Raw genomic sequence first — 22,310 nt, 5'->3', positions numbered from 1 at the left:
GCGTCCCGACCATGAGCAGAATCCTTCCGGATCAGCCCGTTGCATCCACCGGTAGACCACGCCAGCCGAGTACGCAGACTATTCGCGTACTCGGCTGTTTGCGGCTGGGCGCCGTCTCCCAGCTAATCCATAGACAATTGACACTCAATCTATTTCATTTCAACAGCCTGAGAACTGTTCCCAAATCGCGTCTGTTGGGGTTAAAGTGACGCATGAGCACTCCGAGGATGGGGCGCACTACTGGTGGTCCCGAACATCCGCGACACGATGACTTCGTCGCGGTGCCCTACTTGCGTCAAGGGCAGCTCATCTCCTTGATCCGCTGGAGCCAGGTCAACGGCGAGTGGCGGTACACCACCATGCTCGCCCAGTACCTCCATCGCGACGAGGAGAGCTGGTACCTCGTGATCAACGGCCAGCGCGCCAAGATCAGCCGCGCGGAGTGGGCCATCTTCAACTGATTCCGCCGTACGGCGCCGCGGCGTACTGTCCGTCGGGTGAACGACCACGACGACGACAGCCGCGCTCGCGCGGTCGCCCCCGAGCACCGCTGGCCCGCCGTGATCGGCACGCTGGTCGCGCTCGTGGCCTACGCCCTCCTGCCGAGCGTCGTGCCGCCGATCGCGCGCTGGTCCGTCGTGGGCGTCTGCGTGCTGATGCTGGTCGCGCTCATCATCTACAACCCGCACCGGCTGGCCCGCGAGTCGAAGTGGTCCCGGCGCGCGGAGATCGCGCTGGCGGTGCTCATCCTCGCAGCCAACCAGATCGCGTTCGCGGAGACCGTCGTGCGGCTGCTCAACAAGCACGGCAACGGGCAGGAGATCCTGCTCGCCTCCCTGCAGGTGTGGATCACCAACGTGATCGCGTTCGCGCTGGTCTACTGGACGATGGACCGCGGCGGCCCGGTCGCCCGGATAGCACTGCCGCGGAAGAAGCTGCCGCTGGCCGACTTCCGGTTCCCGCAGGACGAGGACAAGGATGACGTGATCGAGGTCGCGCGCGGTTCGAGCCAGGTGATGGACTGGGTGCCGAACTACATCGACTACTTCTACTTCTCGCTCTCCAACTCGATGGCGTTCAGCCCGACCGACACGATGCCGCTGACCCACCGGGCCAAGCTGCTGATGGCGCTGGAGTCGTTCGCGGGGTTCGTGCTGCTGGCGCTGGTGATCGCGCGGGCGGTGTCGTTGATCGGGTGAGGGGTGTACGACGTGGAGGCATGACCATCCGCACCGTGCTCTTCGACGTCGACGGCACCCTCGTCGACTCCAACTACCTCCACATCGACGCGTGGCAGCGCGCGTTCGCCGAGCTGGGCGCGCCCGTCGACGCATGGCGCATCCACCGCGCTCTCGGCCGCGACGCGGGGCAGCTCCTGCGGGAGGTCGCGGGCGAGCGCAACAACGAGTGGAACGACCGGGCGCGGGCGCTGCACGCGAAGCACCTCCGGGAGGTCGCGTCACGGCTGCGGGCGTTCGACGGAGCCGCGGACCTGTTGCGCGCGGTCGCCGACCGCGGCGTCCGGGTGGTGCTCGCGACCTCCGCCGCCGAGGACGAGCTGGCGATGCTGCGGCGCGCGATCGGCGCCGACGACGCCATCCACGCGGCCACCACCGCCGACGACGTGGCGGAGGCCAAGCCGGACCCCGGCATCCTGGAGGTCGCCCTGCGCCGCGCGGACGCGACGGCCTCCGAAGCGCTCGTCGTCGGCGACTCGGTGTGGGACATGACGGCCGCGAAACGGGCGCATATCCGCTCGGTGGGCGTGCTCTGCGGCGGGGTCGGGACGGCCGAGCTCACGGACGCGGGAGCACAGGAGGTCTTCGACGGGCCCGCCGCACTGCTGGAGGCACTCGACCGGCTGCTGTGACAAGCCCGGCTGCTGTGAGCGCCTCAGTCCGGCAGCTCCCGCAGCGCGCTCGTGCGCTCGCCGGGCTGGTCGCCCGTGTTCACGGTGCCCTTCGGCTCGAACATCACGACCAGCGCCTCGTCCTCCGCGAACGGGCAGTGCTCCGCGCCTTTCGGGACCACGAACACGTCGTGCGGCCCCAGCTCCACTTCGCGGTCGCGGAGCTGGATGACGAGCCGCCCCGCGATCACGAGGAACAGCTCGTCGGTGTCCGGGTGCGAATGCCAGATGAACGAGCCCTGGAGCCGGGCGACCTTCACGTCGTAGTCGTTCACGCTGGTCAGCCGGTGCGGCTGCCAGGGCTCGGGGACGAGCGCGAACGCCGCGTCGATGTTGTGGACGTCAGGAGTGCTCATGCGGCCCAGCGTAGGCAGCGCATCTTGCCAAGGACAGCCCCCCGGGCGTTGGATGCTCACAAGGAGCGTCCACCGACGGAAGGATGACCATGTCCGCCAGCGAACTGGAGATGTCGAGCGTCCGGTACCCGTATCGGGAGCGCATCTTCCACGTGGAGAAGAAGGCGCCGGGCGAGTGGGTCGTGCTGGACGAGTCGCACGCGGAGCTGGGGCGGCTGATCCGGGTGTCCGCGGAGGGCGAGGAGCACGAGCCGGTCTTCGGGGCGATCCCCGTCGGCTACGTGGGGACGCTGCACGAGGGGTCGGACTGGAAGTTCCTGGTGGCCGCGCTCATCAACGAGGCTCTGGACGAGCCGCCCACACCGTCGGTCGTCCACCCGGGCGAAGCCTGACGCTCGGGTCGAATCCTTCCCCTTGTGGGCGTTCGCGGAGAGGCGGCGGCTACGATACCCGCAATGAACGCAGCGCTGCGCACGACGCTCGGCTGGGTGGCCGCGGTGCTGCTCAACCTCGGCGCTGTGCTGTTCGTGGTGGGTCTGATCGTGCCCCGCTCCGGCGACGCGTCGATCCTGGAGGTCGGGATCGGGATGCTCCTCGCCGGCGTGATCGTCGGCGCGGTGTGGCTGTACGCGAGCCGGCGGCCGAAACCCTGAGACGTAGAGCGGGCTGAGACGCAGAGCGGGCTGAGGCGCGGAGCGGTCTGAGACGCAGAGCGGGCTGAGACGCAGAGCGACCCCGCCCGGGATGACGGTGGGCGGGGCCGCAGTCTCTGGGCGCGGTCGTTCGACCACGCGGCCGGTCACTCGTCCGGCGGCTCCGGATTGTTGACGAGGTCCGGGTTGGACGGCTGCTCGGTCGGGTCGAAGTCGGCGGGCGGCGGCTCGGCGCCCTCGCCGCCCTGATCAGCGCCGTCGCCCTGACCCGGCGCATCCTCAGCGGGCTCGGCGGCATGCCTGCCTCGCTTGCCCCCGCCCTCGAAGCGCTCTGGGTCGTCCTCGACGGGTACGCCGAGGCCGTCCGCGTTCGGAAGGCCGCTCGTGTCGCTCATGCGGCCCACGAAACGCCGAACCCCCCTGCGTCCGCAAGGGGGTTCACCGTCGCCCAAAGCGGCGTACGCTACCGGTTCGCTGCGGCCACAAGCTGGTCGAGCTGCTCGGCGGTGACCGGGCTGCCGGGGAACGAGGCCGCACGCACCAGCGGGATGGACTCCGCCATCCGGCGCAGGCCCGGGTCGTTGAGCATGGCGCCCATGCCCTGGGCCTCCGCACTCTGGGCGAGCGCCGCGCTCAGGATGGGGCCGCCGACCGGGTGGCTGAGCCACTCGCCGAGCGTCGAGTCGACGGTGAGCGGCGCCGCGCGCCCGTCGCCGGCGAGCGTCACGACGGCCGAGCCGCGCAGGTCGCGGGACGACGCCCCGACCTCCACGACGTATTCGCCGCCCTCCACGGTCCAGCCGCCGAGCTCGGTGTCGAAGTAGGCGAGGTCCTCGGCGGCCAGGTCGATCACGGCCGTCGCGGTGGCGCCTGCGGCCACGGCGAGACTGGCGAAGCCCTTCAGCTCGCGCACCGGGCGCTGCACACGGGAGGCCGGCACGGACACGTAGACCTGGACGACCTCCCGGCCGTCGCGGTCGCCGGTGTTGGTGACGTCCACCGTCACGCGGACGCCCTCGGCCGTCGCGGTCGCCGTGGGCGCCCCGAACGCGAAGGTCGTGTACGAGAGGCCGTGGCCGAACGGGAAGGCGACCGCCGCGTCGCGCGCGTCGAAGTCGCGGTAGCCGACGAAGAGGCCCTCGCCGTAGCGGACGTGGCCCTTCTCGCCGGGGAAGTTGAGGTACGAGGCGGTGTCCTCCAGGCGCACCGGGATGGTCTCCGCCAGCCGGCCGGACGGGTTGACGATGCCGAACAGCACGTCAGCGACGGCGCCGCCGCCGGCCTGGCCGAGCAGCCAGCCCTCCACGATCGCGGGCACGCGGTCGGCCCAGCCGGAGACGCGCACGACGCCGCCGTTGGAGAGGACGACCGTCACGCGCGGGTTGGCGGCGATCACGGCCTCCAGCAGGGCGGTCTGCGCGGCAGGCAGCTCGAGGTGCTCGCGGTCGAAGCCCTCCGACTCGTCCTCGCCGGGGAGGCCGAGGAAGACCACGACGTCGTCGGCGCCGGCCGCGACGCCGACGGCCTCCGCCGTCAGCGCCACCTCGTCGGCGTCCGCGCCGAGCGCGTAGCCCGGGGCGAAGGCGACGGTCGCGTCGCCCGACAGCGCGTGCAGCTCGTCCAATGCGTTGTCGAGGCGGGTCGGGACGATCTGGGAGGAGCCTGCGCCCTGGTAGCGCGGCGTGCGGGCGAACTCGCCGACGACCGCGATCGTGCGGCCGGCGTCGGTCGCGAGCGGGAGGACGCCCTCGTTCTTGAGCAGCACGATGCTGCGGCCGGCGACCTCCCTGGCGAGGGCGTGGTGCGCCTCCGCGTCGTAGGTCGCGCCCGCGTCGGCCCCGGCGAGCGCCTTGCCGACCAGGTCGATCACGCGGTCGGCGGCGGTGTCGAGCACGGACTCCGCCAGCGAGCCGTCGCGCACTGCGGCCACGAGCTGCGCGTCGGTGACGCCGCCGCTGGACGGCATCTCCAGGTCGAGCCCGGCGACGAGCGCGCTCACCCGGTCGTTGACCGCGCCCCAGTCGGAGACGACGAGTCCCTCGAAGCCCCACTCGTCGCGGAGGACGGAGGTGAGCAGCCACGGGTCCTCGCTCGCGTAGACGCCGTTGATGCGGTTGTAGGAGCACATGACCGTCCACGGCTGGGCGTGGGTCACGACGTGCTGGAAGCCGCGCAGGTAGATCTCGCGCAGCGGGCGCTCGTCCACGTCGGCGCTCACGCGCAGCCGGTCGGTCTCCTGGTTGTTGGCGGCGAAGTGCTTGAGCGAGGCGCCGACGCCCTGCGACTGGAGGCCGCGGACCAGGGCGACGCCGAGCCGGCCGGAGACGATCGGGTCCTCGGAGAGGTACTCGAAGTTGCGTCCGCACAACGGCGAGCGCTTGATGTTGATGCCCGGCCCGAGCAGCACGCCGACGCCCTCGGCCTTGGCCTCCTCGCCGAGCGCCGCGCCGACCCGCTCCAGCAGCTCGGCGTCCCAGGAGGAGCCGAGCGCGACCGCGGGCGGGAAGCAGGTGGCGGGGACGCTGTCCCCGATGCCGAGGTGGTCGCCGCCCTGCGCCTGCTTGCGCACGCCGTGCGGGCCGTCGGTCAGGTAGATGGAGGGGATGCCGGCGCGGTCGACGCCCTCGGTCTCCCAGAAGCTGCGGCCGCTGGTGAGCGACGCCTTCTCCTCGACGGTGAGTTCGGATGCTCGGGCACGGCTGTCGACCATGATTCTCCTTCGGATGCGGTCGTGGGTGGCAATACCTTACACGACTCGGTTTTAAGGATGGACATTCGTGCCGAATGTGCGTTTTGGGCCCGCGTAAGGCGACATTCGGCACGAATGTACGCCGCGTCAGAGTCGCCGCATGAGGTCGCGGAGGGCGGTCATGTATTGAGTGGACGACTGGTAGCCGGGGTGGGTCGCCACCTTCACGAGGTAGAGCGGCGGCCCGAACTCGTCCGCACCGCGGTCGATCTCGTTGTCCTTGAATGACGCGTCGGGGAAGCCGAGGTAGTCGGTGCGGCGCCACAGGTTCACCCACGCCACCGAGCCGTCCGGCTGGGTCAGCAGCTCGCGCAGCGTCGGCTTGTCGCGTTCGGCGGGGTCGCGGCCTCCTGAGCCCTCGGCGAGGTGGTCCTCCATGACCTGCCTCAGCCAGGGGTCGGCCTTCCACAGCGACGGCGCCCGGCTCGGGAGGGTGCCGAGCGCGGCCGGGCCGAACAGCTCCGGGAAGAAGCGGCCGAAGTAGGCGCGGAGCTGCGTGCCGTAGGTGAGCAGGGCGACGTTCTTGAGGCCGTCGGTGGTGTCGGCGCCGAGGGTGAAGATCGTGGAGACGGCGAGGACTGCGCCGAGGCTGTGCGCGCTGACGACGACCTTGCGGCGCTGGCGCGTCGTCAGCGCCCGCAGCTCGTCGCGGGCGCGCTCCTCTGCGGTGCGGCGGTCGCCCACCGTTCCCGCGCTTGCGGCGATGTCCGCCTCCAGCCAGGCGACCATGCGGTCGCGCAGCTCCGGGATGACGCGCTCGGCGTAGCAGGGCGGCCCGAACGGGTGGCCGGCGCGGGGGAGGAAGCACATCAGGTCCCACATCACGCCGATCGGGCGCTCCTTCGTCGTCAGCGCGTTCTCCGCGATCGCCACGACGGCGGCGACCGAGATCACGCCGAGCGCCGGGAGGGCGAGGTCCAGCAGGGCGGGACGCAGCGGTTGCGGGAGGGCGATCGCGACGACGACGCCGAGCGCGAGCAGCGCGGCGAGGAGGCCGAGCACCGGCTCCCCGCGGTGGAACAGGGCGGCCGACCGGCGGGCGTTGAGCATCCGGAAGTCCAGCTTGCCCGCCGACTTCACCTGCGGCACCCGCCCGTCGCGGTAACTGCGCAGCGGCTCGCGGATCGCCCGGCCCCCGACCGTCTCCGGCGTCGTCAGGCGCGGCGTCGTGCGCATCCGCAGCAGCGCGACGACGAGCACGAAGAGCACGAGCGCGACGGCGAGCACCGGCACCGTCCCGCCGAAGTTGCGGTACGCGACCGGCGTCGTCAGGCCGCCGGGCGTCAGCGGGCAGATCGGGGTCGGACCGCCGGTGGAGGCGAGCGCGCACTGCGTCCCGAGCACGAGGAGGGTCGACAGCAGCATGGCCCCGCCGAGCGAGAGCAGCATGATCACTCCCGGGCCGGTGCCGCGCCAACCTTGGTAGGCGAAGCTGCGGCGGCGGCCCATCGGCCAGAAGATCACCAGCGCGGCGAGGAGCACCGCGGCGAGGGCGGCGAGCAGGTACGCGGCGGTGGTGAGCGGCGCGAGGCGCAGATCCTTCGGGGTGGACACGACCGCGACCAGTAGGGAGACGCCGCCGACCGCCACGACGATCACCGACAGCCAGCGCGGCACCCCGCGACGCCAGCCGAGCGCGGAGAGGGCGATGGCGAGCAGCACGCCGAGGATGATGGAGGGCGCGATCACCAGGCCCAAGAACGAGGGCCCGTGCTCCACGGTCGGCCCGACGGGCACCGCCACGGCCACGGCGACCGCGGCGTAGACCACGATCGCGGCCAGCAGCATCCAGCCGGCCACGGCCTCCCTGCGCCTGAGTGTCAGCCGGATGAGCGTGTGCCGGTGGGCGTTCCGGAGGTCGGGCTGGACGCCCGCCATCCCCCGCTCGGCGCGGCCGCGCACGGTGGTGTCCACATTGCGAACGACGAGCGCGATGACCACGACGAGCCCGGCCGCGCCGAGAACCGCGCCGAGGGTCAACCACCAGCGGGACAGGAGTGGGGTGGTCGCCGGGTCCAGGCACTCCGGCGGGACGTCCACGCCGGCGGGAGCGCACGTCCAGAACACGCCGTCCCAGCCGAGCAGCAGCGCCATCAGGAAGAACGCGGCCGCCGTGTGCAGCAGTTCGCTCGGGGCTTTCACCCGCGTGATCCCCCAGAACCCGTCCGTCGCGAGCGGGCGGCGCGGAGTGGCCGCCTGGCCCTCCGTCACACCGCTGAGGTCGCTGGCGGCGCGGATCTTGGCGGCGGTGCCGAAGATCCCGGCCTCGTACCGGGTGCGCGCCCGGTGCGAGACGGAGAACAGCAGCAGCACGCCCGCGATCGGGACGAGCGAGAGGAGCGCGACCCGGATGCCGCGGTGGTCGAGCCCCGGCGAGGTGAAGAACGCGGTCACCCAGCCGGGCAGCGCCGGGCACAGCGACGGGCGCGCGAGGCACTGCGTCCCGATCAGGTCCAGGCTCACAGACGCCAGCGCGCACACGTACAGGAGGGTGAGGCCGAGCGCGAACACCCGCAGCGACGCGGCCCCGCGGCCGGCCTGCCATTCGCCGGTGCGCGGCTGGTCGGGGATGCGGCGCGTCCAGTAGGCGGTGTTGCACAGCCCGAACGGCAGGATGAGCAGCCATGCGAGCTGCACGAAGAACTGGCCGATCGCCACGAGCGCGCCGCCGCCGTAGCGGGCCAGCATCCCCCACGAGTAGCCCTCGCGGCGGATCACGGTCGGAGGCGTCGCAGGGTCGGACGGATCGGACGGGTCGACGGTCGGGACGTAGAAGCCGCCGTTCTCGTCGGCCTGGTCCGGGCGCACGTCGCCTGGCGCAACGCCGAGCATCTCCGCCGGCGGCGTGTTCTTGATCCCGTGGATCCTCAGCTCGAGGACGGTCGGCCCGCGCGTGGCGAAGACCGACGGCGACCGCGCCATGCCCGCAGGGTACCGGGGGGCGGACAGGTGCGTCTACAGGGAGTGCACGCCTGTGCAGGACTCTGGTCGCGCGGGCCGCGAAAGCGTAATCTCCTCGCTATGAGCAACCCTGAAGAGCCCACCGGCGACGCCCGCGAGAACCTCGAGGGCAGCTACACCGAGTCCGACGACGAAGGACCGCACGAGCGCACGGTCCACGGTCAGTACACCGAGACCGAGGACAACCCCGGCCCGGAAGCCGACGTCGAGGGGACGTACACCGACGTCGAGGAGCCGGCGGATGCACCCGAGGGCGACTACACCGAGGGCGACTACCGCGAGCCCTGAGCCCGCGCCCCTCATCCGACAGTCGAGGGGCACGTTGTTGTCGCTTTTGGCGCCCAAAAGTGACAACAACGTGCCCCTCGCGGGTCAGGCGTAGCGCTTGCGGGCCTTCTCGGCCTGCTTTTTGGCGTTCTTGCGCGCTTTTTTGACGTCCGGGTTGTTCCAGAACGCGGTCACCGACTCGACGATCTGGTCGTAGCGCTCCCGGCCGGCCCGCGAGCCCAGGAGGTAAGCCACGGCGATGAGGAGGAGCACGAAAAAGGTCTTGGGTCGCATGCCGCGACGATAGCCCCCGGGCAGGCCGGTGGGAAGGGTCGTCCGGTCAGGCGCCCGCGTGCTCGCGCGAGCGTGTCATCCTGCCCAGGAGGACGTGGAGCGGCCGCGAGAGGAACAGCAGCAGCAGCCACAGCATCCCGACGCTCGGGAAGACCACGGCCAGCACCCCCGAGATGACCAGCAGGATGATGAACGTCCAGCCGCGGAGCATGTCGGACTGGCCCGTGGCCTCCTCCAGCAGCATCCCGGGCGTGCGCACGATGAGGATCTCCATGAGCTGCATCGCGAGGGTCGTCAGCAGCAGATTGCCGATGTAGAGCGCGTAGACGTCCGGCTTCTCGTTCGGGCTGTCGGAGAGCACGTTCGCCGTGAACGGCATGAACACGATGCACGCCAGCCACAGCATGTTGAGCCAGAGCAGCGCGGGCGTGTAGCTGTCGATCCAGCCGAACACCTGGTGGTGCACCATCCAGAGCCGCGCGATGACGACGAACGAGATGACGAACGCGAGGAGCTGCCAGAAGTTGTGCTGGAAGTACGGACCGATGCCCTCCTTCGCGACCTCCGGGCCCGCGTCGACCAGCGGGAGGATCAGCAGGGTGATCGCGATGGCCACGACGGCGTCGGAGAAGTTGACCAACCGGTCGAATCCCCGCTGTGTCCGCACCACCGCCATATGCACATACTGCCTGACCGCCGCCCGTTCATGCGAGACTGCGGGGATGCCGCACCTCAACACCGGACCGGGCGAGTACGACCTCACGGCGAGCGCGCTGATCTTCCGCGAGCTCGACGGCCGCACCTGCCTGCTCGTGCACCGCCACCGCAAGCGCGGCATCCTGATGCAGCCGGGCGGACACGTCGAGCGCGCGGAGGACCCGTGGGCCGCGGTCGCGCACGAGCTGCGCGAGGAGTCCGGCTACGACCTGGAGCAGCTCCTGCTCCTCCAGCCCGCGCACCGGATCGAGCGGGCAGACGGCGTCGCCGTGCTGCCGACCCCGCTGGTCGTGGACGTGCACCCGATCACCGACGACCACGCGCACACCGACATCGTCTACGCGTTCGTCGCGACCACCGACCCGGCCGGGGCGCCGGGCGAGGACGAGTCGCAGGAGCTGCACTGGCTGCCGGTGGACGAGCTGGCCGGGCCGGATGCGCCGGCAGACCTGGCTCCGGGACTGGCGGAGGTCGCGCTCTACGCGATCGACGCGATGAAGTCGTCGACGCTGGTGACGGTGACCCCGCCGCGGGCGAACACCTTCGCGGTGAGCACCTGGTGGACCTCGGGATCGGAGTCCCAGCAGCCGTCCTCCAGCACGACCAGCCGGTAGTCGCGGTCGGAGGCGTCGCGCACGGTCGAGAGGACGACGCCGCTCGTCGCCACACCCGCGAGCACGAGGGTGTCGATGCCGCGCGCGTCGAGCTGCTCCGCCAGGTCGGTGGTGCTGAACGCGCCGACGCGCGTCTTGCGGACGACGATCTCGCCCTCCGCCGGAGCGATGCGCGGGTCGATCTGCGTCTCCGGGCGACTGGCGTCGAGCCGCTCGGCCGCGCCGGCGAACCGCGAGCGCGGCGGGACCGCTGCGGCCTCCTCCGCGGTGAGGGCGACGCGCACGTAGCCGATGGTGACGCCGGCGGTGCGGGCGGCCTCCCTGGCGCGCGTGAGCCCGGCGAGGAACGCGTCGGAGTCGGGCATGCGGGAGAGGATGCCCGGCTGGAGGTCCATGAGCAGGAGGGCGGTCGTTGCGGGATTCAGGGGGAGATCGTTCACATGGATAAACTACCTCGCCCTAGATGTGCGCCAAATCCCACTTGAAGACGAGCTCATCGTGCCGAAGGGGGCGATCAGCGAAATACGCAGCGCGCTCCAGCCCCGCCACCATGATGTCTCGCGGCAGGATACGAGCGATGACATCGAGAGCCGTGTGCACGTTGAGTGGAGTATCGAACGGAAAGCCGACCGCGATCCAGCCCTCTTCGCGCGCCCCGTCCTCCATCACCAGTACGTCCACCACGACATCAGCAGAGCCGCCCCCGTACGTCTCTGTGAACACCGTTCTCGGATTCGAGCGCGCATCGAGATACAGACCAGCGCCGACAGTCGCGATGCCATCGATGAAGTTGGCGGGTGTTATGTCTTCGAGCAACTCGTAGTCGTCGGCCGTCGGCAGCAATTCGTCGCGCCGGTGAAGCGACGCGAAGTAGTTGTAGGCATCTCGGAGCTCTCCGCTGGCATGGGTCGGGCTGAAGGCGAGGAGCCAACACACATCGTTACTGGCGTCCCAGCGAGTCACACCACGCCATCGATTGTGATGGAGGCTGAGATACGCGCCGTGTGGTTCGAGGCCCTGAATCGGTTCGCCCTCGTCGGGGGCGCCCTCTCGTTTGTTGACGAACGCTCGAAGGACGTCATGTCGCGGACGAAAAGAGCGCGCGTCTCGGCCTGGGTCTTCGTCGGAGAGGAAGAGATCGTCCCGCAAACAGCGAGCCGTCACCCTCAGGTGGGGCGAGAACACGGAGTCAGATGGACCTCAACGCCGCAGCCGCGCGCTCAGCACGCTCGCGCCGCTCGACACGCTGACGCTCCTCGATCTCGGCTCCGGTCATCCGGCGCGCCTCGTCGATCCGCTGTCGAACGTCTCCGATCGGCATCGCATCGACCTCCGCGACCAGCCGTTCCGCGCGGCTCTGGTGAGCTTCGGCAGCGGTTGCGGCGGTGTGGATGATCGTGGCCATGAAGGAAGCATAGCCATACCGAATGGACGGCGGCGGGGTGAAATCGCTGACCAGCGGGGTGAAACTCCTACTTCGCCCGTGCCTTGTTGTTGCGCGCGTCGTGGGTCAGCTCGATCAGCCCCAACTGCTCCAGGAGCGGCGGCAGATACATCCCGAACCGGCCGCGGTAGCCCTTGCGCAGCCCGTACCAGCCGCCGACCGGGTTGACCGGGTCGCGGCCCCAGGCCTCGATCGTGCCGGCGATCACCGGCTTGTTCTCGTCCGCGGCGCCCAGCGGCACCCAGTCGCCCTGCGCGCGCAGCCACGTCGCGAGGTCGTCGATCGCGCTCGCGTGGTAGCTCAGCCGCGTCGAGCCGACTTGGCAGACCAGTGCAGGCGGGTCGGCCGCGTCGTCGCGGTACATCGTGTACTCCGAGGTGCCCGGCGCCGTGGTCAGCCGCCACGGATCGTCCTTCGTGCCTGCGCTCATGGTTCCTCCTTGTGTCTCTGCGAGAAGTCTGGACCCGCTCAGTCGCAGGCCACCAGTACCGCGTCGCTCACGTCGCTGAGGTGACGGAGGGCGCGTCGGCGCTCGTCGGCGGTGTTGGTCAGGTAGGCGAGCACGATGTCCCGCGCCGGATCGGCCCAGACGTTGCAGATGCTGCTGCCGTTGTGGCCGAACGTGCGCGGATCGGCCCGGGAGCCGGTCGGCCGCGCCAGCCCGATCGGGCCGCCGAGCTGGAAGCCGTGCGCCCAGCGCACCGGGTGGCCCATGATCCGGTCGGGCTCGCCGTCGCTGGAGACGGCACGCGCTGCGGCAATCGTCTCGGGGCGGAGGACGCCCTCGCCTCCCGCGAGCAGCAGGTGGTAGAACTCGGCCAGCTCGCGGCCGTTGGTGCTCACGGCCGCGGCCGGCACCGGCACCGCGCGGGTCTTCGGCCGGTTGAAGAGGAGGGTCCTCGCCCGCTCGGGAGCGCTCAGGGCGCGCAGCGGGACGGCCCGGCCGGCCGCCGCATCCGGGAGGCCGAGGGTCGTCTCCGTCAGCCCGGCCGGGCGCAGGAGGTTCTCGGCGATGAAGCGCTCGGCCGGCATCCCGCTGACCCGGCGCACCACTTCGCCGAGGATGAAGCCGAAGCTCAGCACGTGGTAGCCCACGACTTCACCCGCAGCCCAGCGCGGCCGCGCATCCTCCGCCGCCGCCACGGACCGCCGCGGGTCGGTCATGCGCACGGTGTCGCCCAGCAACGTGCCCGTCGAGTACGGCACGCCTGCACGGTGCGAGAGGACGTGCCGGATGGTGATGTCGGACTTCCCGCCACGCGCGTACGCGGGCCAGTGCGCGGCCACGGGATCGTCCAGCCGCAGCATCCCGCGCTCGGCGAGCAGATGCACGGCGAGCGCCACGAAGGGTTTGCTCACCGAGAACGTGTAGAACAGAGCGTCGCGGTCGCACCCGACGCGGCGGTCGAGGACGACCTCCCCGCCGTGGATGACGGTGAGCCACGAAGCGCCCCCACGGCTGTCCACCAGGTCGAGGACGCGGCGGAAGTCGGGCATGACCGCATCATCGCGTGCCTCCCGGGAGCATGCAAGGAGTGGATCAGGGCTCACGCCCAACACTTGCATTCGTCATCTGCCTACTGTATACAGAATACAGATCGCTCGAAGCTCCACCCGATCCCACAGCACCACCCCACAGCACCACCCCACAGCACCACCCCACAGCAGAGACTCTCAAGGAACGAGGTACTCATGTCTCGCGTCGACTCAAAGGTGAGAAGGGCGCTGGCCATCACGGCGGCCGCCGCATTGGCTCTCGGACTCGCCGCCTGCTCCGGCAACGGCGGATCCGGCACCAAGACCGTCGTCTGGTCCACCTGGGGAACCCCCGAGGAACTCACCCGGTACAAGGAATTCGACACCCAGTTCATGAAGCAGCACCCCGACATCAAGGTCGTGCTGCAGCCGGTCGCCGACTACGGCGACTACCACACCAAGCTGCTCGCGGAGCTCGCCTCCGGCACCGCTCCCGACGTCTTCTACATCGGCGACGACAAGATCGGGCAGTTCGTCAACTCCAAGGCGCTGCTGCCGCTGAACGCGCTGATGAACTCCTCGGCCAGCAAGACCAAGCCGGCCGACTTCGCGCAGGGCCTGTTCGGCGCCACCAAGAAGGGCGACGAGCTCTACGCGGCGCCCAACGACTCCAACCCCGACGCCCTCTGGTACGACAAGGCGGCCCTGAAGAAGGCCGGCGTCACCGAGGACCCGGCGAAGCTCGCGGCCGAGGGCAAGTGGACGACCGCGGCCTTCCTCGACATGAACGAGAAGCTGCACAAGGCCGGACTGACCGGCTCCATGTTCTGGAACTACTGGTCCACCCACTACGGCTGGATCTCCTCCCAGGGCGGCACGGCCTTCGACTCCAGCGGGAAGTTCGTCGCGAACACCGACCCGACCAGCGTCAAGGCGATGGACGTGCTGGCCAAGAACTTCCAGAACGGCACCTTCGTCGTCGCCGACACCCTCCCGACGGGCGCCGGCGCGGACAGCGTTTTCGTCACCCACAAGGCCGGCTTCTTCGTACAGGGCCGCTACACGATCGGCACCGTGAAGGCCGCGGGCGACCCGGAGAACTACGACGTCGCGCCGTGGCCGACGCCCTCCGGCAAGGCGGCCCCCACCGGCGTCGCGGTCAGCTACCTCGCGATCAACGCCAAGACGAAGAACCAGGACGCCGCGTTCACGTTCTGGACGAACTTCCTGTCAGCAGAGGGCCAGACCTTCCGCCTGAAGGGCGGCGGCAACGCTGTCCCGTCCATCAAGGGCGCCGACTCGGTCGTCCTGGACGGCTACCCGGCCCACGCGCAGACCATGATCGACATGCGGGACATCGGGTTCGAGGACCCGACCACCGAGGCCTCCGTGCCCGGACTCTCCAGCGACATCAGCGACAAGATGCTGGCGCTGTACCAGGGCAAGGAGTCCACGAAGGCCACGCTCGACGACGTCGCGAAGATGATCGCCGACAAGACCGGCGGCAAGTGAGGCGACGGACGTGAGCGCACTGGGAGAAGCGGCCGTCGTCACCGAGGCCGAGGTCACCCCCGTCTCGCCGGGCGGGCTCCGCAAGGAGTCCGCCTGGCGGCGTCGCGACCGCCGCTGGGGCTACGTCTTCGTCGGCCCGCAGCTGCTCGGGATGGCGCTCTTCGTCGTCGTCCCGTTCGCGGCGAGCATGGTGCTCGCCTTCGCGCACTGGGACGGCCTCAACGACCTGAGCTGGGTCGGCTTCGACAACTTCAGGACCGAGCTGACCGACCCGCTGTTCGGGAGGTCGATCCTCAACACCCTGCTGATCGCGCTCATCACGGTGCCGATCGGCCTCGGGCTCGCGGTGGTGCTCGCCGTCGCGCTGGAGCGGCTCAAGACGCGGACGCTCTACCTCATCCTGTTCTTCGCGCCGGTCGTCACCTCGTCGGTCGCGGTCGCCATGATCTGGCAGCAGCTCTTCCGCAAGGACGGCGTGATCAGCGGCTTCATCGCCTCCGTCTTCCACATCGCGCCGCCGGACTGGCTGGGCGACCCGCACCTGGCGCTGCTCGCCGTCTGCATCGTGACCATCTGGTCGTCCGTCGGCCTCAACGTCATCATCTTCCTGGCCGGCCTCCAGAACATCTCGCCCGCGATCATCGAGGCCGCTCGGCTCGACGGCGCCGGCGCACTCACCCTGTTCTTCCGGGTGCGGCTGCCGCTGCTGTCGCCGATCATCTTCTTCTCGACGGTCATCGCGTTCATCAGCTCGCTGCAGACCTTCGACACCGTCTTCATCCTCACGGCGAACGCCGGGCCGGACAACGCGACACGGACGATCGTCTACCACATCTACGACCTGGGCTTCGGGAAGTTCCAGTTCGGTCCCGCGAGCGCGGCCTCCATCATCCTGCTGGTCATCACGCTGATCATCACGGGCATCCAGTTCACCGCGCAGAAGAAGTTCGTCCACTACGAGGATGGTGCAGCATGACCACCGCTGAGCTCCGGACGCCCACCCCGACCGCCGCCCCGCCTGTCGCCACGCCCCGGGCGCCCCGCACCGGCCGCGGCGCCGCTCGCGCCCGCAAGACCGTCCTCCACGTCGTGCTGCTCGCCGGCGGGATCGCGATGGTGTTCCCGTTCCTCTGGATGCTGATCACGTCGTTCAAGTCGCTGCCGCAGCTGCTGAACGACCCGCTGAGCTTCTGGCCGCAGCCGTTCACGCTGCAGAACTACGTGGACGCCTGGAACGACGTCCCGTTCGGCAGCGCCTACTGGAACACGATCTACATCGCGGTGCTCGTCGTCGCCGGCACGCTGATCACCGCCGCGATGGCCGGGTACGCCTTCGCGCGCATCCCGTTCCGCGGCAGCCGGGTGCTGTTCGTGGTCTTCCTGGCGACGCAGATGATCCCGATGCAGGTCACGCTCATCCCGTTCTACTTCCTGATGGCGAGGCTCGGCTGGGTGGACTCGCACCTCGCGCTGATCGTGCCGGCCGCGCTCGCCAACCCGTTCGCGGTGTTCCTGATGCGCCAGTTCGTGCTGTCGCTGCCGAAGGAGCTGGAGGAGGCCGCGATCGTCGACGGCGCCGGACGCTGGCGGATCTTCTGGAGCGTCGTCCTCCCCAACCTGAAGCCCGGGCTCGGTGCGCTCGCGATCATCGTGGCGCTGAGCACCTGGAACAACTTCCTGCTGCCGCTGGTCATCCTCAACACGCAGGACAACTTCACCGTGCCGCTGCTGCTGCAGAGCTTCCGCGGCCAGTTCGGGTCGGTGAACTACGGCCTGATCATGGCGGCGTCGGCGATCGCCACCATCCCGATGCTGATCGCGTTCGTGATCGGTCAGCGACGCATCCTGAACAGCATGGCGGCGTCGGGGCTGGGCGGCCGGTGAGGGCCGCGGATCGGGTCTCGCCGTTCCTCGACCTGGAGTCGGCGCCGTTCACGCTTCCGGGGTCGCGGATCCTGGTGTTCCGGGACGCTGGGCTGCCGGACGCTCTGACGATCCGGCTCGCGGAGTACGAGCGCGACCTGGACGACTGCGTGCTCGTGCGGACGCTCCGGGTACTCGACAGCGACGGGCGTGCGGTCGCGATCTCCGCCGTCCATCCCGACCGCATCTCGTTCGGCGCGGACGTGACGCTGACGTTCGACGGGCCGTCCGCGCTGAGCATCGGCGGCGACGGCGTGTGGACGGTGGAGGTCGACCTCCCGTCCGGCGACGCGCCCGTCGCGCTCGCCTCCGCGGACGGCGCCGTGCGGATCACCTCCACCGGACTTTCCCGCGGGGCCGCGCACGCTGACGCCCTCGCTGCCACCTCCCGGATCTGGGAGGACTGGTTCGCCCGCACGCCCGCCGTCCGGGCCGACCTCGCCGACATGACCGCGTTCTGCTGGTGGGTGCTCGGCGCCAACATCGTCTCCCTCCCCGGCCGCGGCGCCCGGGCGGTCGTGCCGTCGAAGATCGGCTACGTCGGGCTCTGGCAGTGGGACGCGTACTTCATCGCGTCCGGCCTGCGGCACGGCGACCCCGACCTGGCCCGCGAGCAGCTCGAGCTCGCGTTCGCGTTCCCGGGGGCGGACGGGCAGCTCCCGGACGTCGTGCATGACGAGGGCATCCTCGCGTCGAGCGACGACCTCCCGCCGGGCGACCGCGAGAACCTGCGCCGCGCGGGGTCCGCCATCGCCGACCCGACCGCGCCCATCCCGCTGACCAAGCCGCCGCTCGCCGCGTGGGCGCTGCGCCGGCTCGAGGGCTACGTGGACGACCCGGCGTTCTTCGACAGCGCCTGGGAGACCGTGGCCCGCAGCCAGGACTGGTGGTTCGCGCACTCCGACCTCGACGGCGACGGGATGCCGGAGTACGGCCACCCGTACTCGTCCGGGCTGGACGACAGTCCCGTCTTCGACGCGGAGCTGCCGGTGGCCTCCCCCGACCTCGCGGCGTACCTGATCCTGCAGGACGACCTGCTGGCCGGGCGCGCACGGGCCATCGGGGACGTGGACGGCGCGTCCCTTCACACCTCGCGGGCGTCGCGCACCCTCGCGCTGCTGGAGGCGATGTGGGACGAGTCGGCCGGCTACTTCCGCTCGTACGGCGCGGGCACGCCGGTGGACGCGGAGACGGCCGTCTCGCTGCTGCCACTGCTGACCGGGCGCCTGCCGGGGCGCTATGTGGCCGGCATCCTCGCCGCCCTGGACGACCCGACGCGCTTCGCGACGACATGGAGCGTGCCGACGGTAGCGCGCCGGGAGCCGGACTACTCGGACGAGCGGATGTGGCGCGGCCCGGTCTGGGTGAACGTCAACGCGCTCCTCGCGGAGGGCCTCGCAGTCTCGGGCCAGCCGGAGCGGTCGCGCGCACTCATCGAGGAGACGCTGCGCCTGGTCATGCACGGCGGCGGCCCGCACGAGTACTACAACCCGTCGACGGGCGGCAAGCCGCCGCGCGCGACGACCGCGTTCGGGTGGTCGGCGGCGCTGTTCGTGGACCTGGCGGTGCAGATCAGCGGCTGAGATTCGTCACGAATCGCGGCTATCCGGCGTCGAAAGCGACGATTCGTGACGAATCTACGCACGGGGTCAGCTCAGCCGCTCCCACTTGATCCCGGCGTCGGCCAGCAGCCGGCGCATCCCGTTCGTCCAGTTCTCGGCAAGAGCGGCCTTGGCGGCCGGGACGTCGCGCTCGACGAGGTGCCGGGCGATCTGCGCGTGCTCCTCCGCCGAGCGCTCCACGAGCACGTCGTCGCCCACGAGGAGGCTCTCATAGCGGTGGATGGCGCTGCGGACCTGAGCGATCTGCTCCAAGAGCTTGCGGTTGGGGCAGGCGCTCAGCATGAGGTTGTGCCACTCGTCGTCCTTGCGGTTGACGATCGCGTGCTCGGCCAGGTCGTCCGAGAAGGCCGCGGCCAGCTCGGCGAGGCGCCGGCCGAGGACGGCGAGCTCGTCCACCGGGGACAGGTCGAGCGCCAGGCCCTCCAGGGTGACGATGATCGGGCAGAGGTCCTCGAACTCCTGCGCGCTGAGCGGCACGAAGCGGAAGCCCTTGCCGTTCTCGCTCTCGATCTGGCCCTCGGACTCCAGGGCGATGAGGGCCTCGCGCAGCGGCGTGCGGGAGACGCCGAGCTCGGCGGCGAGCTGCACCTCGTTGATGCTCTCCCCCGGGCGGACCTCTCCGGCGCGCATCCGCGCGAGGAGTTCCTCGCGCACCTGTGAACGCAGGTTCTTGCGCTCGATCACCATGTGACCTCCCGGCCGGACTCGTGGTCGCCAGCTTAGGGGTTGACCCGTCGCTGCGATCCCTTTAGCGTTACTGTATACAGAATACAGTCGACACGGCAGAGAACACAAGGAGACCGATGACGATCCCCGAGCCCCGGAGCATCCGGCTCGACGCGCTCGCCTACGGCGGCGACTACAACCCCGACCAGTGGCCCGAAGAGGTCTGGGCGGAGGACGTGCGCCTCATGGTGGAGGCCGGCGTCAACATCGTCACGCTGCCCGTGTTCTCCTGGCCGCTGCTGGAGCCGGAGCCCGGCCGCTGGGACTTCGCCGGACTCGACCGCATCATCGACCTCCTCTGGGCGCACAGCATCAAGATCGACCTCGCCACCGCGACCGCGACGCCGCCCGCGTGGCTCGTGCGCGAGCACCGCGAGGTGCTGCCATGGAACGCCGACGGCGTGCGGCTGGAGTTCGGGTCCCGGCAGTCGTACTGCCCGAGCTCGCCCGTGTTCCGGGAGGCCGCCCTGCGGCTCACGCGCGCCCTCGCCGAGCGCTACGGCGAGCATCCCGCGCTCGCGCTCTGGCACGTCTCCAACGAGTACGGCGACCACGTCGCGCGCTGCTGGTGCCCGGAGTCCGCGCGGCACTTCCGCCGCTGGCTGGAGGCCCGCTACGGCGACATCGCCGGCCTCAACGAGGCCTGGGGCACGAGCTGCTGGGGCCAGCACTACCTGAGCTTCGACCAGATCGAGCCGCCGCGCACCGCGACCGGGCCGATCAACCCCGCCGAGGTGGTGGACTTCGAGCGGTTCTCGTCCGACGCCCTCCTGGAACTGTTCCAGTCCGAGATCGACGTGCTGCGGGAGGTCACGCCGGAGATCGCGGTGACCACCAACTTCATGAGCCTGTTCCGCGAGCTCGACTACTGGGACTTCGCCGACGCGGAGGACCTCGTCACCGACGACGCCTATCCCGACCCCGCCGACCCGCACGCGCACGTCGGCGCCGCGCTCAACTACGGGCTGATGCGCAGCCTGAAGGACGGACGGCCGTGGCTGCTGCTGGAGCAGGCGCCGAGCGCGGTGAGCTGGCGCGAGGTCAACGTCCCGAAGGCGCCGGGGCAGCTCCGGCTCGGCAGCCTCCAGGCGGTCGCGCACGGGTCGGACGGCGTGATGTTCTTCCAGTGGCGGCAGGCGAAGTTCGGTCCGGAGAAGTTCCACTCGGCGATGCTCGGCCACCGCGGCGAGCGCAGCCGCAGCTTCCAGGAGTCGAAGGCATTCGGCGCAGAACTGAAGAAGCTGGAGGCCGTGCGCGGCACGCGCGTCCGCTCCACCGTCGCCCTCGTGGCCGACTGGGACGCCTGGTGGGGGGTGACGCAGACCGAGTCGATGCCGTCGCAGCGCCTGGACTGGCTGACCGAGGCCCGGGCCTGGCACGCCGCGGCGTTCGCTCTCGGGCAGCCGGTGGATGTCGCCCGCGCGGCCGGGCCGTTCGGGTCGCACCGCGTGGTCCTCGTCCCCAACCTGTACGCGGCGACCGCCGAGCAGGCGGAGGCGCTGATGGCGTTCGTCGCCGCGGGCGGCCAGGTGGTCGTCGGGCCGTTCTCCGGTGTGGTCGACCACCGCGAGCAGGTGCACCCGGGCGGCGCGCCCGGACCGCTCCGCGACCTCCTGGGCGTCGAGGTGGACGAGTGGTGGCCGCTGGCCGACGGCGCCCAGCGCACGGTCGAGCTCGGCGGCGTCGTCCACTCGACCCGGGTCTGGGGCGAGTGGGTCGAGGCGGGCGCCGGAACCGAGATCCTCGCGCGGTTCGCCGACGGCGACCTCGCCGGCCTCCCCGCCCTCACCCGCCGGGCGCACGGCGACGGCGCGGCCTGGTACCTGGCCGCCGGACTGGACGAGGCGGGGATGCGCGCTGTGCTCTCCACCGTGTTCGCCGCCGCGGGCGTGGAGGCCCGCGAGCCCGACACCGCGCTGGAGGTCGTCACCCGCACCGACGACGCCACCGACTTCACCTTCGTGCTCAACCACGGCCGGGAGCCGCGGACCGCTCCGCGCATCCCGGGCGGCGTCGACCTGCTCACCGGCGCAGCCGCCGGCGACGGGCTGCCGCTCGACGCGTTCGGCGTCGCCGTGATCCAGCACCCGACCCGCACCGACAGCGAGAGGCAAGCATGACCCACCCCTTCGTCCATCCCTACGTGCCGAACACGGCGCCCGAGTCGCGTCAGGCCATGCTCGACGCGGTCGGCGCGGCCTCCGTCGAGGAGTTCTACGCCGACGTTCCCGCCGACCTGCGGCTCGGCCGCGACCTCGACCTCCCGGAGCCGCTCATCGCGGAGCAGGACCTCGTCCGCCACGTCGGCGGGTTGCTGCGACGCAACCGGGCGGTGGAGCCCGGTCGCCTCTTCCTCGGCGCTGGCACGTACCACCACGCGGTGCCCGCTGTCGTCGACGAGGTCATCAACCGCAGCGAGTTCCTGACCGCGTACGCGGGCGAGCCGTACGAGGATCACGGCCGGTTCCAGGCGCTGTTCGAGTACCAGTCGCTGATGGGCGAGCTGCTGAACCTCGACGTCGTGAATGTACCCACCTATGACGGTTATCAGGCGGCGGCGACCGCGCTGGCGATGGCGACGCGCATCACCGGCCGTCGCGGCATCCTGCTGGTCAGCGACGCGCACCCGGACAAGCTGTCGAAAGTGCGGGACTACCTGCTGCCGGTCGCGGACCTCACGATCGTGCCGACCGTGGACGGGGTGGCCGACGTCGCCGCGGCCTCCGCGCTGATCGGTCCGGACACGGCAGCGGTCTGGGTCGAGACACCCAGCTTCCACGGCGCGCTGGAGACCGCGGTCCGCGAGCTCGCCGATGCCGCGCACGCGGCCGGGGCGGTTCTCGTCGCGGGGACCGACCCGGTCGGCCTCGGCGTGCTGGCCTCCCCCGCCGACCTCGGCGCGGATATCGTGCACGGCGACATCCAGTCGCTCGGCCTGCACCCGTGGTTCGGCGGCGCGCCCCGCGGCGTAAAAGCCCGGCGCGACGACACCCCCGTGGTGTTTGGTATTCCGTCACCGCAGTTAGGGCTGGAGTACACCCACGTACCCCGCGGGTAAGGCGTAGGCGACCTCGCCAAACACCCCAC

General features: G+C 70.6%; 24 protein-coding genes and 1 pseudogene. 13 read left to right on the top strand and 12 right to left on the bottom strand.

The window, feature by feature from the left end; all coding sequences use genetic code 11:
- The first annotated feature begins 281 nt into the window (after positions 1-281).
- Genes ACFQ9V_RS04300 through ACFQ9V_RS04290 form a run of 3 tightly spaced genes read left to right on the top strand, consistent with a single transcriptional unit; the run spans position 282 to position 1,870 of the window.
- Positions 282-461: a hypothetical protein gene (locus ACFQ9V_RS04300; protein ID WP_370055298.1), complete on the top strand. Its 180-nt coding sequence runs from the start codon at positions 282-284 to the stop codon at positions 459-461.
- 36 nt (positions 462-497) lie between these two features.
- The gene (locus tag ACFQ9V_RS04295; RefSeq protein WP_382457921.1) at positions 498-1,199 is read left to right on the top strand and encodes a hypothetical protein; all 702 of its coding nucleotides are present in this window, start codon (positions 498-500) and stop codon (positions 1,197-1,199) included.
- A gap of 20 nt (positions 1,200-1,219) precedes the next feature.
- The gene (locus tag ACFQ9V_RS04290) at positions 1,220-1,870 is read left to right on the top strand and encodes an HAD family hydrolase (RefSeq protein ID WP_382457920.1); all 651 of its coding nucleotides are present in this window, start codon (positions 1,220-1,222) and stop codon (positions 1,868-1,870) included.
- Positions 1,871-1,893: 23 nt separating this feature from the next.
- Here ACFQ9V_RS04290 and ACFQ9V_RS04285 read toward each other — a convergent pair whose 3' ends face one another.
- Positions 1,894-2,265 carry a cupin domain-containing protein gene (locus ACFQ9V_RS04285; protein WP_382457919.1) on the bottom strand — a complete coding sequence of 124 codons (372 nt, stop codon included), beginning with the start codon at positions 2,263-2,265 and terminating at the stop codon, positions 1,894-1,896.
- An 89-nt stretch (positions 2,266-2,354) separates the two neighbouring features.
- On the opposite strand from ACFQ9V_RS04285, the gene ACFQ9V_RS04280 reads away from it, so the two are divergent.
- Together ACFQ9V_RS04280 and ACFQ9V_RS04275 are read left to right on the top strand one after the other, a co-directional pair.
- Positions 2,355-2,657, top strand: coding sequence for a hypothetical protein (locus ACFQ9V_RS04280; protein ID WP_382457918.1), 303 nt, complete (start codon positions 2,355-2,357; stop codon positions 2,655-2,657).
- Positions 2,658-2,720: 63 nt separating this feature from the next.
- Positions 2,721-2,918 carry a hypothetical protein gene (locus ACFQ9V_RS04275; RefSeq protein ID WP_382457917.1) on the top strand — a complete coding sequence of 66 codons (198 nt, stop codon included), beginning with the start codon at positions 2,721-2,723 and terminating at the stop codon, positions 2,916-2,918.
- A gap of 146 nt (positions 2,919-3,064) precedes the next feature.
- Here the strand turns inward: ACFQ9V_RS04275 and ACFQ9V_RS04270 are convergent, their stop codons facing one another.
- The 3 genes from ACFQ9V_RS04270 to ACFQ9V_RS04260 form a co-directional block, all read right to left on the bottom strand.
- Positions 3,065-3,313: a hypothetical protein gene (locus ACFQ9V_RS04270; RefSeq protein ID WP_382457916.1), complete on the bottom strand. Its 249-nt coding sequence runs from the start codon at positions 3,311-3,313 to the stop codon at positions 3,065-3,067.
- Between the two features lie 68 nt (positions 3,314-3,381).
- Positions 3,382-5,628: a glycoside hydrolase family 3 C-terminal domain-containing protein gene (locus tag ACFQ9V_RS04265; protein WP_382457915.1), complete on the bottom strand. Its 2,247-nt coding sequence runs from the start codon at positions 5,626-5,628 to the stop codon at positions 3,382-3,384.
- A gap of 126 nt (positions 5,629-5,754) precedes the next feature.
- Entirely contained in the window at positions 5,755-8,589 is a 2,835-nt protein-coding gene (locus ACFQ9V_RS04260; protein ID WP_382457914.1) for a hypothetical protein, read from the bottom strand.
- A gap of 99 nt (positions 8,590-8,688) precedes the next feature.
- On the opposite strand from ACFQ9V_RS04260, the gene ACFQ9V_RS04255 reads away from it, so the two are divergent.
- The gene (locus tag ACFQ9V_RS04255) at positions 8,689-8,916 is read left to right on the top strand and encodes a hypothetical protein (protein ID WP_382457913.1); all 228 of its coding nucleotides are present in this window, start codon (positions 8,689-8,691) and stop codon (positions 8,914-8,916) included.
- An 84-nt stretch (positions 8,917-9,000) separates the two neighbouring features.
- On the opposite strand, the gene ACFQ9V_RS04250 is transcribed toward ACFQ9V_RS04255, so the two are convergent.
- Together ACFQ9V_RS04250 and ACFQ9V_RS04245 are read right to left on the bottom strand one after the other, a co-directional pair.
- A complete protein-coding gene (locus tag ACFQ9V_RS04250; RefSeq protein WP_370055308.1) occupies positions 9,001-9,189 on the bottom strand; it encodes a hypothetical protein in 189 nt (62 codons plus the stop codon).
- A 46-nt stretch (positions 9,190-9,235) separates the two neighbouring features.
- The gene (locus ACFQ9V_RS04245; protein WP_382457912.1) at positions 9,236-9,865 is read right to left on the bottom strand and encodes a TMEM175 family protein; all 630 of its coding nucleotides are present in this window, start codon (positions 9,863-9,865) and stop codon (positions 9,236-9,238) included.
- Here ACFQ9V_RS04245 and ACFQ9V_RS04240 point away from each other — a divergent pair.
- Positions 9,798-10,343: pseudogene (locus ACFQ9V_RS04240) on the top strand (NUDIX hydrolase); the annotation flags it as partial. The gene ACFQ9V_RS04245 and the pseudogene ACFQ9V_RS04240 sit on opposite strands and share 68 nt — an antisense overlap.
- A 41-nt stretch (positions 10,344-10,384) precedes the next feature.
- Here the strand turns inward: ACFQ9V_RS04240 and ACFQ9V_RS04235 are convergent.
- The 5 genes from ACFQ9V_RS04235 to ACFQ9V_RS04215 all read right to left on the bottom strand — a co-directional run bounded on the left by ACFQ9V_RS04235 (position 10,385) and on the right by ACFQ9V_RS04215 (position 13,461).
- Entirely contained in the window at positions 10,385-10,960 is a 576-nt protein-coding gene (locus ACFQ9V_RS04235; protein WP_382457911.1) for a cysteine hydrolase family protein, read from the bottom strand.
- 19 nt (positions 10,961-10,979) lie between these two features.
- Complete coding sequence (locus ACFQ9V_RS04230) at positions 10,980-11,669, bottom strand: hypothetical protein (RefSeq protein WP_382457910.1); 690 nt, start codon at positions 11,667-11,669, stop codon at positions 10,980-10,982.
- A 40-nt stretch (positions 11,670-11,709) separates the two neighbouring features.
- Complete coding sequence (locus tag ACFQ9V_RS04225) at positions 11,710-11,925, bottom strand: hypothetical protein (RefSeq protein ID WP_382457909.1); 216 nt, start codon at positions 11,923-11,925, stop codon at positions 11,710-11,712.
- Between the two features lie 67 nt (positions 11,926-11,992).
- Positions 11,993-12,394 (bottom strand): DUF6855 family protein, encoded by a 402-nt coding sequence (locus ACFQ9V_RS04220; protein WP_382457908.1) that lies wholly within the window; start codon positions 12,392-12,394, stop codon positions 11,993-11,995.
- A 38-nt stretch (positions 12,395-12,432) separates the two neighbouring features.
- Positions 12,433-13,461, bottom strand: a complete 1,029-nt coding sequence (locus tag ACFQ9V_RS04215; RefSeq protein ID WP_382457907.1) for a serine hydrolase domain-containing protein — start codon at positions 13,459-13,461, stop codon at positions 12,433-12,435.
- 195 nt (positions 13,462-13,656) lie between these two features.
- On the opposite strand from ACFQ9V_RS04215, the gene ACFQ9V_RS04210 reads away from it, so the two are divergent.
- The 4 genes from ACFQ9V_RS04210 to ACFQ9V_RS04195 are packed head-to-tail and all read left to right on the top strand — an operon-like array spanning position 13,657 to position 18,458.
- Positions 13,657-14,952, top strand: a complete 1,296-nt coding sequence (locus ACFQ9V_RS04210; RefSeq protein WP_382457906.1) for an ABC transporter substrate-binding protein — start codon at positions 13,657-13,659, stop codon at positions 14,950-14,952.
- A gap of 10 nt (positions 14,953-14,962) precedes the next feature.
- Positions 14,963-15,928: a carbohydrate ABC transporter permease gene (locus tag ACFQ9V_RS04205; RefSeq protein WP_382457905.1), complete on the top strand. Its 966-nt coding sequence runs from the start codon at positions 14,963-14,965 to the stop codon at positions 15,926-15,928.
- On the top strand, positions 15,925-16,836 hold the full coding sequence (locus ACFQ9V_RS04200; RefSeq protein WP_382457904.1) for a carbohydrate ABC transporter permease: 912 nt from the start codon (positions 15,925-15,927) through the stop codon (positions 16,834-16,836). The genes ACFQ9V_RS04205 and ACFQ9V_RS04200 overlap by 4 nt, the downstream gene beginning before the upstream one ends.
- Positions 16,833-18,458: an amylo-alpha-1,6-glucosidase gene (locus ACFQ9V_RS04195; protein ID WP_382457903.1), complete on the top strand. Its 1,626-nt coding sequence runs from the start codon at positions 16,833-16,835 to the stop codon at positions 18,456-18,458. Before ACFQ9V_RS04200 ends, ACFQ9V_RS04195 begins: the two co-directional genes overlap by 4 nt.
- A gap of 66 nt (positions 18,459-18,524) precedes the next feature.
- Here ACFQ9V_RS04195 and ACFQ9V_RS04190 read toward each other — a convergent pair whose 3' ends face one another.
- Positions 18,525-19,184 (bottom strand): GntR family transcriptional regulator, encoded by a 660-nt coding sequence (locus ACFQ9V_RS04190; protein WP_382457902.1) that lies wholly within the window; start codon positions 19,182-19,184, stop codon positions 18,525-18,527.
- Positions 19,185-19,300: 116 nt separating this feature from the next.
- Between ACFQ9V_RS04190 and ACFQ9V_RS04185 the strand changes: the two genes are divergently transcribed.
- Together ACFQ9V_RS04185 and ACFQ9V_RS04180 are read left to right on the top strand one after the other, a co-directional pair.
- On the top strand, positions 19,301-21,343 hold the full coding sequence (locus ACFQ9V_RS04185; RefSeq protein ID WP_382457901.1) for a beta-galactosidase: 2,043 nt from the start codon (positions 19,301-19,303) through the stop codon (positions 21,341-21,343).
- Entirely contained in the window at positions 21,340-22,281 is a 942-nt protein-coding gene (locus ACFQ9V_RS04180) for a hypothetical protein (RefSeq protein ID WP_382457900.1), read from the top strand. Before ACFQ9V_RS04185 ends, ACFQ9V_RS04180 begins: the two co-directional genes overlap by 4 nt.
- The last annotated feature ends 29 nt before the right edge of the window (positions 22,282-22,310 follow it).

It is taken from the genome of Leifsonia sp. NPDC056665 (assembly GCF_042791795.1).
Classification (GTDB): Bacteria; Actinomycetota; Actinomycetes; order Actinomycetales; family Microbacteriaceae; genus Leifsonia.
This window is presented reverse-complemented; position numbering and strand designations above follow the sequence as displayed.

Excerpts from the sequence above, each read along its gene's own strand:
- ACFQ9V_RS04290 (WP_382457920.1), top strand. The coding sequence starts at position 1,220 with ATGACCATCCGCACCGTGCTCTTCGACGTCGACGGCACCCTCGTCGAC.
- ACFQ9V_RS04285 (WP_382457919.1), bottom strand. The coding sequence starts at position 2,265 with ATGAGCACTCCTGACGTCCACAACATCGACGCGGCGTTCGCGCTCGTC.
- ACFQ9V_RS04280 (WP_382457918.1), top strand. The coding sequence starts at position 2,355 with ATGTCCGCCAGCGAACTGGAGATGTCGAGCGTCCGGTACCCGTATCGG.
- ACFQ9V_RS04275 (WP_382457917.1), top strand. The coding sequence starts at position 2,721 with ATGAACGCAGCGCTGCGCACGACGCTCGGCTGGGTGGCCGCGGTGCTG.
- ACFQ9V_RS04270 (WP_382457916.1), bottom strand. The coding sequence starts at position 3,313 with ATGAGCGACACGAGCGGCCTTCCGAACGCGGACGGCCTCGGCGTACCC.
- ACFQ9V_RS04265 (WP_382457915.1), bottom strand. The coding sequence starts at position 5,628 with ATGGTCGACAGCCGTGCCCGAGCATCCGAACTCACCGTCGAGGAGAAG.
- ACFQ9V_RS04260 (WP_382457914.1), bottom strand. The coding sequence starts at position 8,589 with ATGGCGCGGTCGCCGTCGGTCTTCGCCACGCGCGGGCCGACCGTCCTC.
- ACFQ9V_RS04255 (WP_382457913.1), top strand. The coding sequence starts at position 8,689 with ATGAGCAACCCTGAAGAGCCCACCGGCGACGCCCGCGAGAACCTCGAG.
- ACFQ9V_RS04250 (WP_370055308.1), bottom strand. The coding sequence starts at position 9,189 with ATGCGACCCAAGACCTTTTTCGTGCTCCTCCTCATCGCCGTGGCTTAC.
- ACFQ9V_RS04245 (WP_382457912.1), bottom strand. The coding sequence starts at position 9,865 with ATGGCGGTGGTGCGGACACAGCGGGGATTCGACCGGTTGGTCAACTTC.
- ACFQ9V_RS04225 (WP_382457909.1), bottom strand. The coding sequence starts at position 11,925 with ATGGCCACGATCATCCACACCGCCGCAACCGCTGCCGAAGCTCACCAG.
- ACFQ9V_RS04220 (WP_382457908.1), bottom strand. The coding sequence starts at position 12,394 with ATGAGCGCAGGCACGAAGGACGATCCGTGGCGGCTGACCACGGCGCCG.
- ACFQ9V_RS04215 (WP_382457907.1), bottom strand. The coding sequence starts at position 13,461 with ATGCCCGACTTCCGCCGCGTCCTCGACCTGGTGGACAGCCGTGGGGGC.
- ACFQ9V_RS04210 (WP_382457906.1), top strand. The coding sequence starts at position 13,657 with ATGTCTCGCGTCGACTCAAAGGTGAGAAGGGCGCTGGCCATCACGGCG.
- ACFQ9V_RS04200 (WP_382457904.1), top strand. The coding sequence starts at position 15,925 with ATGACCACCGCTGAGCTCCGGACGCCCACCCCGACCGCCGCCCCGCCT.
- ACFQ9V_RS04190 (WP_382457902.1), bottom strand. The coding sequence starts at position 19,184 with ATGGTGATCGAGCGCAAGAACCTGCGTTCACAGGTGCGCGAGGAACTC.
- ACFQ9V_RS04185 (WP_382457901.1), top strand. The coding sequence starts at position 19,301 with ATGACGATCCCCGAGCCCCGGAGCATCCGGCTCGACGCGCTCGCCTAC.
- ACFQ9V_RS04180 (WP_382457900.1), top strand. The coding sequence starts at position 21,340 with ATGACCCACCCCTTCGTCCATCCCTACGTGCCGAACACGGCGCCCGAG.